Below are 9,354 nucleotides of genomic sequence, written 5' to 3' on the forward strand. Positions count from 1 at the left end.
CCTCACGTACCGGTGATCTTGATTCCGGAGCTGGGCTCCTGGATCACCGGCACCGTCTTGCGGCGGCCCCACAGCTTCCAGCCGTCACGGTCCTCCTCGCGCACCGACTTAACCTGGATCGCCATGTCAGACACGGTGTAGCCGGGCGCCGCGTCCTGCTCGTCGGCCATGCCGCCGAGCTGCTGCGTGTCGAAGATCCACACGTCGTCTGAGCCGCCCGGCATCGACGACAGCGGGGCGACGATCACCGTGAGGTCGTCCAGCACGTCGATCTTGCCGGTGTAGACGGGGTTGTCGGTGGTCTCCCGGCGGCGCAGGTTCGCGATCGTCGGATCGGAGGCCATGAGCGCGTACTTGTTGGACGACATCAGGATGGCGTCCGGCATGTAGCCCATGTTCAGGTCCACGATGACGGCCTTGGCCTTCTCGATGTCGCGCAGGATCGTCGTCGCCGACGACCAGGCGCCGACCGCGGCGATCGTCTGCGTCACCGCGGACGCGATCGCCGACAGCGCGACCGAGTCGACCTGCTTGATGACGGAGTTGACGGTCTTGCGCAGGTTCCGGTCGACGGCGTTGCCGGCGTACACGTTGCGCAGGATCTCCTCGTCCGTCATGAAGATGGCCTGGCCCCACTTCTGGACCGCGGCGATCGCGGCGGCCCCGGACAGGGGCACGTCGAGGGGGTACTCGGAGCCGGGCGACACGGATTCGACGGGCCGGGCGTTGAGGATCGGCTCCGACACCTCGTACAGGACGGCGCCGCCGTTGGAGCGGAACCGCTGGGTGAGGATCTGATCGGACACGAACCGCAGATCGGTGAAGGTGCGCAGTCGGCGCTGGATCTGCGTCGGCGACTGGAGGAGCCGGTGGATGGTGAGCAGGTCGCCCGAAAGGGTGGGCGGCGCCGCCGGGTAGCTACCAGGCATGTCCTGATCTCCTTTCGGGGGTTAGCGGCCGATCCACCGGCACTTGGCGGCGGAGGCGGCGGTGGACAGGGCGGTGCCGATGAGCGTGCCGGCGGCGGCCACAGTGGCGAGGGTGCCGGAGTCGACGCCGCCCGCCGTGGAGGAGGTGAGCGCGGCGCCGGCGGTGACACCGGCGGGGGTGGTGGACTCGTGGATGACGCCAGGGATGGGCCACACGGTGACTCGGGTGCCGGAGGCGGCGTCGTGGGCGGCGACGCCGACGTAGGCGCCATTGGCTCCCGCGGTGGGGGCGACGGTGCCGACGCCGGAGGCGAACACGACCTGGCCGCCGGTGATGGCGGCGGACGCGGTCATGGAGAAGGGGGCGGCGCCGCCGGTGTAGACGGGCGTGTAGTCGGCCATGATCAGCCCGCCTTCCGGGAGAACAGGTGGTCGAACTCGGTGTCGGCGGTGAGGTCGTCGCCGCCGGGCTCGCCGAGGTCGGCCAGCGGAACGGTGCCCTCGGCCAGGTTGGCGAGGGTGTCGCGGGTGCCGTCGGGGTCGGCGTCCCAGAGACGCGCCCAGTGCTCGCGCCGCGCGGGCGGGAACTTGCCGGAGGCGATCGCGTCGTCGAGCACCCGGTCGCGGGCCTCGGTGCGCTGCTGGGCGCGGGCGGCGACGCCCTGGGCGGCGTCCTCGCGCAGCTGGTCGAGGGTGGCCTTGTCGACGAGGACCGTGCCCTCGGGCAGGCGCGCGGCGACCGGCTCCGGCGCGGGCGCCGGCTCGGGGGTGTCGGGGTCGGCGCGCTCGGTCAGAGCCTCGTCGAGCGCGGCGAGCAGGGCGTCGTCGTCGAGCTCAGCGTCGGCGCCGATGCCGAGCCGCTCACGCAGGCCCTCGCTCAGAGTGGACATGGAGTCCTCCTCCTGATCGGTTATTGCGGGCCCCGCGGCCGGCTCGGCCGGGGGAGTCTGGGCGGTCGCAGTGGCTACGACCGGGGCCGGCGCGGACTCGCGGCCGGCGTAGCGGAACACGGACAGGTCCCACGAGTTGGTGGCGGAAGGCTCGTCCTCGCGGCGGGCCGCGACCTCGTCGGCCAGCCCGGCGGCGACCGCCTCCTCGGCGGTGAACCACGTTTCGGCGGCCATCCGCTCGCGCCACTCTGCGACTGTGCCGCCCGCGCGGGCGGCGTACACGGCGGCGATGTTGTCGGACTGCCGGTCCAGCATGTCGGCCATGCTCCGCATGTCGGAGGCGTCGCCGACGCACAGGCCGCTGGCGTCGTGGATCATCATCTGCGAGTGCGGTTGCATCACCACTCGGTCGGCGCCCATCGCGATGACGGAGGCGATGGACGCGGCGAGCGACACCACGTGGGCGGTGACCTTCGCGGGGTGGGCGCGCAGCGTGTTCATGATGGCCACGCCGTCGAACACGTCGCCGCCGGGCGAGTTCAACCGGAGGGTGATCTCGGAGGCGGTGACCTGCTTCAACTCCTGGATGAAGTCGGCGGCGCTGGTGCCCCACCAGCCGATCTCGTCGAAGATGACGACTTCTGCGGCCCCGTCCGCGAGGTTGCGGATCTGGTACCAGCGGTCGGTACCGGTGCGCGCTTGGGGGCGCGCCGTCTTCTGCCTCACCGGGGTCTCCTAGTCGTTCCAGAGGGCGAACACGGTGCCTCGGCACCTCACGCCGCCCTGGCAGTGGATGTAGCTGCCGTTGCCGTACGCGGCCCGGGCCGCGTCCAGGTCGTCGAACTCGACCCCGTCGACGTCTCGGCAGGGCCCGCAGGTGGCGGTGTCGAGCACCTCGCTGGCGACGTAGCGGGCGGCAGGCGCGGCGTCGAGCACCGCGAACCGGCCGGACGCCTGCGCCTGCGACAGAGCCGACCCGAGCTGATCCCGCAGGAAGCGGTCGGACAGGCCGGCCAGGAACGCCAGCACCGCGGCGGCCACCGCGGTGGCGACCGCGCCCGGCACGGCCAGGCGCAGAGCTTCCCGGGCGGCGGCGCCGGCCAGCCAGGCGGCGAGCAGGGCGGCGATGACGGCGGCGACCGCGCCGAGCGCCTCCTCGTCCGGCTGCGCCGGCTCCACGGTGACGCCCTGGGATGCTGCCTCGTCGGCCATCTGCTGGGCTGACAGCGCGGCGAGCGCGACCATGGCGGCGGTGAGCAGCGCCGCCGCGGCCGTGCTGTCGAGGGTCAGGTGGGCGAGTTGGTCGAGGTCGTCGTCGGCGATGGCCTGCTCGATCTGGTCGGCGAGGTCGTCCCGCCACCCCTCTGCCACGTCCTGCCAGTCGTTCACCAGCGCGTCGAGGGCGTCCTGCCACGTCTGCTGGATCGCGGCCGGGTCCATGCCGGAGGAGTCCTCGGCGAGCGTCAGCTGGCGTCGGACACCCTCCTGGTCGGCGGCGGCCCGCACCTGCCGGGCGCGCCCTGTACGCCGCCTGTGGCGGGCCTGCGGCGCCGGGGCGGGTTCGGGGGTCGGCTCCGGCGCGGGAGGCGGCGGGAGCGCCGCGGTCGCCCGCTCCGGTAGCCGCCACGCCTTGCGGACGTACGCCTCCAGCTCGGGGTCGGGGTTGATGGCGCCGGCCCGCAGCAGCATGTCGAGCGCCTCGGCGGTGACCTCCTGGCGGGAGCCGACGTCCTGGACGACGATCCGCGGGGCGGGCTCCTCCTCACCGAAGTTGTAGTCGACGAGCTGGGCGACGATGCCGGCCATGCCGGGCTGTCCGGAGGTGGCGGTGTCGGCGATCTCCTCGGCGACCGCCTGCAGCGACAGGAGGAACAGGTCGAGGAAGCTGTCGCCGAGCGCGCGGGAGCCGTTGGACGTGTCGCCCAGGTCCATCAGCCCGGCCAGCGCCTGGCGGCTCATCTGCTGGTCGAGGTAGTGGATGAACGCCATGGCGTCCGGCGCGGAGCCGGTCATGCCGGTGATGTTCAACTTGAAGCCGTTCGGCAGGCCGACGCCGGACTGGTCGCCCACCCGCATCGCGCTGGCGAGCCGCTGAGCCTCCGCGACCTGGACGGGAGTAGCGCCGGGCGGTGCTTCCACGTTGGGGACGCCCATCCCGAACCGGCGGATCGACGTTGCGTGGACGCGCCAGATTTCGTGCTTGAGCAGCCAAGCGCCGTAGGCGGCGCGCATGATGCTGCGGCCTGCCCAGTTCGCGCCTTCCCGCTCGTGGACGTACCAGACGAGCCGTTCGGCCGGGATCGGTGGGCTGATCGGGGCGAGGTCCTGCTGGATCGTCTTGATGGTGCCGTCGCGGTGCAGGTTGATGGCGCCGATCGTGTGCGGCAGCCGCTCGCCGAGGTTGACGAGCCGGGCCCGGCCGTCGCGGATCTCATACCGGCGTTCGAACGGCGCGAACCCGTACGTGAGGCTGAGCAGAGCGAGGCGGAGGTGGTCGGCCCAGCGGACGCCGCGCCGCCGCGCCGGGCCGGGCTCCGTGTCGGCGCCCAGGATGGGCAGACCGAGGTCGTCGGCCACCAGCGCTACGACCTCGTCGCGGCAGCCGGCCGGGTCGATCGCCCAGGTGGCGCGGCGGATGGGCAGGGTGTAGGCGGCGAGGACGGCGGTGAGCTGGGGGTCGTGCCGCATCCGTGCGTAGGTCTGGACGGACTGGGGCCAGATCAGGTCGGGGATCTGCTCGAGCCAGTCGCCGAGCCATAGCCCGTAGTGCTGCTCGAGGTGGCCGATGTCCTGGGTGGGGGCGCTGATAGTCATGTCACCCCGCTCAGTAGTTGATGCTCATCAGGTCGAGGCCGGTGTTGCCGCCGGTCGCCGCGGCGTATGCCTGCCCGATCACGTCATCCGCGGAGGTCGCAGCGCGGCGGGCGTCCACCTGGGCGGCGGACTCCATCGGCAGCCAGTGCGCGCCCGCCACCCGCGCCGCGTACGCGACGACATCGACGACGTCGTCGTGGGCTGCGTTCGGGAAGGCGAGCAGCTCGTCCCGCCAGTCCGCGAACTGCGGAAACGCCGTCTCGGGCGGGAACCACAGGCGGCCGGAGTCGGCCCGGGCGGTCGCCGGCAGCGCCCTGGTGACCTTGTCGGTGTCGGCGTGCAGCTCCTGCACGGGGACGCCGTCGCGGCCCGCCTCGTAGACCAGCGTGGTGCCGAACATGCGCGACTCGACGAACACGACGTCGGCGGACCAGCGCTCCCGGAGCGCGCGGACGGCGGGCCAGTGCCCGGCCGGGTCCATCCGCTCCCGGATGCCGTCGAGCATGATGAGGTCGCCGTCCACGCCGATCGCCCACACCGCCGCGACCGTGTAGTCGGCCGACGTCTTGGTGGACGCGGCGAGGTCGACGGTGAGGAACCGCCAGCAGTCCCGCAGGTCCACGACCCGCCCGTCGAGCAGCAGCCGCTCGTCGGCGCCGCGCGTCCAGTGCCGCAGCCCGGAGCGCTTGAACAAGCCGCCATCGGCCGGTGCCGGGCGCTGCTGGTAGAGGGCGGCCCACACGTACTCGCCGACATCCTTGCGGATCTTCGCCCAGTCGCGGGCGCCGCGCGCCGACCGCATCGCCTCACCCGGCGCCCGGCCGAGCGGGTCCTCATCGGACTCGGCCAGCGCCGGGATCGACACGACCTTCCACCGGTCCGGGTCCTGCTCCAGCAGCCGGCCGGCCAGGTCGTTCTCGTGCCAGCGGGTCTGCACCAGCACCACCCGGGATCCAGGCCCGAGCCGGGGCACGGCGACGGCCTGCCAGAACCGCCACGCCCGCTCCCTGTAGACCGCGCTCTGCGCCTGCTCCAGGTCCTTGATCGGGTCGTCGATCACCATCACGTCGACCGGCTTGCCGGTGAGCGCACCCGCGACGCCGACACAGTAGACGCCGCCCTTGCGCCCGTCGATCTGCCAGCGCCCGGCGGCCCGGGAGTCGGCGCGCAGCCGCAGCCCGAGATCCACGGAGCCGTCGGTGCCGTCGAAGCTCTGGGCGTCGAGCTTGATGTCGGAGCCCCAGCGGCGGGCCATCTCGTCCGCGTACGACACGATGGCGACCCGTAGGTCGGGGTCGGTGGTGAGCAGCCATTCCACGAACCGGTGCGAGACCCGCACCGACTTGCCCTCCTGGGGCGGCATGAACACCATGAGCCGGTCGATGTCACGGTCGGCGAGCGCGACGAGGTGCCGGTCGATGACATCCAGCGCGGGCGTCTGGACGGTGGTGGGGTCGAGGGCGGCGGCAAGCTGGCCGGGGGTGGCCCAGCGTCGGGGCCGCGGCTGGAAGTGCCGGGCCGCCACCTCCCACGGCGTGATGGTCATGGCCCGCCGACCGTGAGGATCCCCGACCGGCGTACCGGACGCTCAGCGCCCGCGGTCAGCCGCGTCCACACCACGTAGGCGCCCGGCGCCAGCGCGACGGGGGTGCCGGCGCCGATGAGCAGGACCGCCTCGGCGCCTTCCCAGGTCGCGGGGTGGTAGTCGTCGTCGCCGGGTTCCCCATCAGCGACGGGCACGATGGCGATCTCGACCGGGAAGCTGGTCAGGTCCTGCAGGTAGGGGACGTGCAGTTCTTCCGTGGAGGTGGCGGGCATGTACGGCATCACGCACCTCCGAGTCGGGGCGGCCCTACCAGGTCGGCCAGGCGCGGTACGCCGACCGGCCAGCCGAGCCGGGGCGGTGCCACGTCCACCGGGCTGTCGAGGTCGGGCACGTCGGAGACGCCGGTGAGCGACGCCCGGAGCGCTGGGAGCGTCGTGGCGAGGGCGCCCTGCGGAGGGGCGGCGACCTGGCCGGCCAGTACCCCAGTGAGGGTAGGCAGCGCGGCGGTGAGCGAGCCTGACGCCTTGGCCGTCGCCTGCACGGTGGCGGCCATCGGAGGGAGCGTCCCGGCCAGGGTCCCGGACGCCTCGACCAGCGCGGTGGCCGAGCCTGCGAGCGACGGGAGGACAGCGGCGAGGGCGCCGGTGATAGGCAGGGCGTCCGGGAGGGTGGACGGGGATTCGCCCGGTGTCCCGTCCCAGGAGGCGCCGGGGCTGTCGCCGTCGAAGTAGTCGAGCAGCGTGCTGGCCTGCTCGACGAGCAGCATCGTCGCGTCCACGGTCGTGACGCTGTAGTTTGCCCCGTCGAGGATGAGCTGGGCAGTCGCCGCGCCACTTGGGGCGGTGCCGGTGAGGCTGGCCCTGGTGACGGTGTTGGCGGTCAGCGAGTAGGAGCCGCTGCTGTAGGTGATGACGGAGGCTCCGGCGTCCCGCCATTCGATGTAGATGTTGCCGCCGGACGAGAATCCGTTGGCCGGCCGGACGTAGACGCTGAGCGTGTAGTCGAGGCCCGCGGTCACACCGCCGGTGGCGGTGCGGAGGAACGTGCCGGAGGTGTACCGGGCCGCGAACCCGCGGTCGAAGCCGGTGACGGCCGTCCTGGCCGGCGCCGCCTCGCCGCCCCAGCCGGTGTCGGAGACCGCCAGCGCCGGGTTGGAGGCCGTGTTGTGGCGGGTCGCCATCGGGCTACGGCGCGGTCGAGCCGCCGCGGACGATGTACCCGGACAGCGGCGGCAGGCTCGTGCAGGTGTAGGTGACCTCGTGCGTTGACGGGGCGTCGGCGCCTTCCGGCCAGATCCACTCGCCTTGCTCGTCAAGGTCGATGACCGTCAGCACGGCGCGCACCGGGTTCTCGTTGTAGACGTACAGCATCCAGCCGGTGACCAAGGGGATGTTGTTGGCCGAGCACCAGTTCATCAGCATCTTGTAGGGCGGGCTGGTCATGTGGGCCGGGTCGTGGCGCACCTCGACGGTCAGGTAGAGCGACATGGTCAGTCCCCTCAGCCCGCGGGCATGGTCATGGTGCCGGACGTGATCTCGACGTTCACGCCGACCGAGATCGTCAACGTGTTGAGGTTGAGCTCCGCGCCGGACGTGCCGACGGCCCCGTCGAACACGGTGTTGCCGTTGGAGTCCTTGGCGCGGAACCAGCCGGCGGTGCCCGCCGCCACACCGGTCGTGGAGCGCGGTGTGCTGGCCAGCGTGGCCACGCCGCTGGACGCGGACCCGAAGGCAGGGTCGGCGAGCGTGAACGTCGCCAAGACGGTGCCGGTGGCGGCGTCGTTGGCGGTCGCCGGCTGCGAGCCGGTGCGCACCTCGATGGTGGCGGCGCCGGCGCCCGCGTCGAGGAGGTCGACGACGGCGTCGATGGCGGCGTTGCGGGCTGCGGTGGGGATGCGGAGCGCCATCGCGCGTTCCCTCCTAGGTGATGTTGATGAGGCCGGCGTCGAGGACCGGGGTCTCGGGGCTGGCGGAGATCTTGACCCAGACGCGGTAGGTGCCCTCGCTGAGCGGGATCGTGGCGCCTGGGCCGATGAGGACGGCCGCGTTGGTGCCGAGCCAGATGGCGGCCTTCCAGTCGAGGGTGACCGGGTCTTGGCCGTCGGGGATGACCGCCATCTGCACCGTGTAGAGGGTGACGTCGGAGGGCCCGGTGATGGGCACCTTCAGATATTCGACGCTGACGGATGGGATCTTCGTCGCCATGCTCACCCCTCCCGGGTCAGGTGGTGGGCTGGCGTGCCGCCCAGCGGCGGGCTGCCTCGGTGCTGCCCCACACCCGGGTCGGCGAGCCGGCCGTCCAGCGGGTGGCGGGGGCGCCTGCCGCCCACGACCGGGCGAGGCTTCCGGACGCCCAGCCGCGGCGCGCCTGGCCGGCGGTGACGGCGATGTCGTGAGGCGGGATCACCACCTGGCCAGCCAGGTCTGCGGCGATGGCGGGCAGGAGCCCGGCCGTGCTGCCGGTCGCGGTGGCGGTTCCGGCCATGTCGGCGGTGAGCGCCGGGAGGACGGGGGTGAGGAAGCCGCCGGTCACCTCGCCGTCGAGTTGGGCGGTGATGGCGGGGAGGGTGGCGTCGAGCAGGCCGGGCGCGTGGACGGCGCCCGCCGCGCTCGCGGTGAGCGGAGGCAGCGTTCCGGCGACCGTACCGCGGGCGGTGGCCTGGCCGGACGCCTGCCCGGTGAGGGGTGGCAGAGCAGCGGCGAGCGCCCCGGAAGCTTCGACCGTGCCGGAGGCCGTTGAGGTGAGCGCGGGCAGGGCCGCGGTGAGGTTGCCGGTGACCGGCGGCTGGCCGCGCGGGATGGTGCGGTCGCGGTAGCGGGACATCGGCTCAGTCGGGGGTGGTGATCGCCCACGGGAACGAGCGCCCGGTCCCGGCGGTCTGTTTGAGGGTGACCGTGGCTGTCTGCGGAACCGGCACCGGCAGGCTGATCTTGATGGGGATGTCCTGTGCGCCGGTGAACAGCGCGAAGTAGACGACCCGCTCCGTGCCGCCCGACAGCACGTTCGCCTTGATGCGTAGTTCGAGCTCGTCGGCGGTGCCGCTGCCATGGGACATCGCATTGCAGTCGACGTGCAACGTGAACGTCTTCGGGCCGGTCAGCGTCGTGAGCGTGTGCTCGGTGTTGATGGTCGCGGCCTGCGTCCCCGACGCGCTGATCGTCAACGCCACGATCGC

The 9,354-nt window shown here is 72.6% G+C and carries 12 protein-coding genes; all 12 read right to left on the minus strand.

The window, feature by feature from the left end; genetic code table 11:
* Positions 1-2 precede the first annotated feature (2 nt).
* Genes HT134_RS36375 through HT134_RS36430 form a run of 12 tightly spaced genes read right to left on the minus strand, consistent with a single transcriptional unit; the run spans position 3 to position 9,348 of the window.
* Entirely contained in the window at positions 3-929 is a 927-nt protein-coding gene (locus HT134_RS36375; protein WP_175605008.1) for a phage major capsid protein, read from the minus strand.
* Positions 930-950: 21 nt separating this feature from the next.
* A complete protein-coding gene (locus HT134_RS36380; protein WP_175605009.1) occupies positions 951-1,331 on the minus strand; it encodes a capsid cement protein in 381 nt (126 codons plus the stop codon).
* Between the two features lie 2 nt (positions 1,332-1,333).
* On the minus strand, positions 1,334-2,545 hold the full coding sequence (locus HT134_RS47895; RefSeq protein WP_175605010.1) for a head maturation protease, ClpP-related: 1,212 nt from the start codon (positions 2,543-2,545) through the stop codon (positions 1,334-1,336).
* A gap of 9 nt (positions 2,546-2,554) precedes the next feature.
* Entirely contained in the window at positions 2,555-4,633 is a 2,079-nt protein-coding gene (locus tag HT134_RS36390) for a phage portal protein family protein (protein ID WP_175605011.1), read from the minus strand.
* A 10-nt stretch (positions 4,634-4,643) separates the two neighbouring features.
* Positions 4,644-6,179, minus strand: a complete 1,536-nt coding sequence (gene terL / locus HT134_RS36395; RefSeq protein WP_175605012.1) for a phage terminase large subunit — start codon at positions 6,177-6,179, stop codon at positions 4,644-4,646.
* Positions 6,176-6,460 (minus strand): hypothetical protein, encoded by a 285-nt coding sequence (locus HT134_RS36400; RefSeq protein ID WP_175605013.1) that lies wholly within the window; start codon positions 6,458-6,460, stop codon positions 6,176-6,178. Before HT134_RS36400 ends, terL begins: the two co-directional genes overlap by 4 nt.
* Complete coding sequence (locus HT134_RS36405; protein ID WP_175605014.1) at positions 6,460-7,359, minus strand: hypothetical protein; 900 nt, start codon at positions 7,357-7,359, stop codon at positions 6,460-6,462. The genes HT134_RS36400 and HT134_RS36405 overlap by 1 nt, the downstream gene beginning before the upstream one ends.
* 4 nt (positions 7,360-7,363) lie before the next feature.
* Positions 7,364-7,666: a hypothetical protein gene (locus HT134_RS36410; RefSeq protein ID WP_175605015.1), complete on the minus strand. Its 303-nt coding sequence runs from the start codon at positions 7,664-7,666 to the stop codon at positions 7,364-7,366.
* Positions 7,667-7,677: 11 nt separating this feature from the next.
* Complete coding sequence (locus HT134_RS36415) at positions 7,678-8,085, minus strand: hypothetical protein (protein WP_175605016.1); 408 nt, start codon at positions 8,083-8,085, stop codon at positions 7,678-7,680.
* 13 nt (positions 8,086-8,098) lie between these two features.
* A complete protein-coding gene (locus HT134_RS36420; RefSeq protein ID WP_175605017.1) occupies positions 8,099-8,383 on the minus strand; it encodes a hypothetical protein in 285 nt (94 codons plus the stop codon).
* Between the two features lie 16 nt (positions 8,384-8,399).
* On the minus strand, positions 8,400-9,002 hold the full coding sequence (locus tag HT134_RS36425) for a hypothetical protein (protein WP_175605018.1): 603 nt from the start codon (positions 9,000-9,002) through the stop codon (positions 8,400-8,402).
* Positions 9,003-9,006: 4 nt separating this feature from the next.
* A complete protein-coding gene (locus HT134_RS36430; RefSeq protein WP_175605019.1) occupies positions 9,007-9,348 on the minus strand; it encodes a hypothetical protein in 342 nt (113 codons plus the stop codon).
* Positions 9,349-9,354: the final 6 nt, after the last annotated feature.

Source organism: Nonomuraea rhodomycinica (assembly GCF_013363995.1).
Lineage (GTDB): Bacteria > Actinomycetota > Actinomycetes > Streptosporangiales > Streptosporangiaceae > Nonomuraea > Nonomuraea rhodomycinica.

Coding starts and splice junctions, on each gene's coding strand:
- HT134_RS36375 (WP_175605008.1), bottom strand. CDS start 929: ATGCCTGGTAGCTACCCGGCGGCGCCGCCCACCCTTTCGGGCGACCTG.
- HT134_RS36380 (WP_175605009.1), bottom strand. CDS start 1,331: ATGGCCGACTACACGCCCGTCTACACCGGCGGCGCCGCCCCCTTCTCC.
- HT134_RS36390 (WP_175605011.1), bottom strand. CDS start 4,633: ATGACTATCAGCGCCCCCACCCAGGACATCGGCCACCTCGAGCAGCAC.
- terL (WP_175605012.1), bottom strand. CDS start 6,179: ATGACCATCACGCCGTGGGAGGTGGCGGCCCGGCACTTCCAGCCGCGG.
- HT134_RS36400 (WP_175605013.1), bottom strand. CDS start 6,460: ATGCCGTACATGCCCGCCACCTCCACGGAAGAACTGCACGTCCCCTAC.
- HT134_RS36405 (WP_175605014.1), bottom strand. CDS start 7,359: ATGGCGACCCGCCACAACACGGCCTCCAACCCGGCGCTGGCGGTCTCC.
- HT134_RS36410 (WP_175605015.1), bottom strand. CDS start 7,666: ATGTCGCTCTACCTGACCGTCGAGGTGCGCCACGACCCGGCCCACATG.
- HT134_RS36415 (WP_175605016.1), bottom strand. CDS start 8,085: ATGGCGCTCCGCATCCCCACCGCAGCCCGCAACGCCGCCATCGACGCC.
- HT134_RS36420 (WP_175605017.1), bottom strand. CDS start 8,383: ATGGCGACGAAGATCCCATCCGTCAGCGTCGAATATCTGAAGGTGCCC.
- HT134_RS36425 (WP_175605018.1), bottom strand. CDS start 9,002: ATGTCCCGCTACCGCGACCGCACCATCCCGCGCGGCCAGCCGCCGGTC.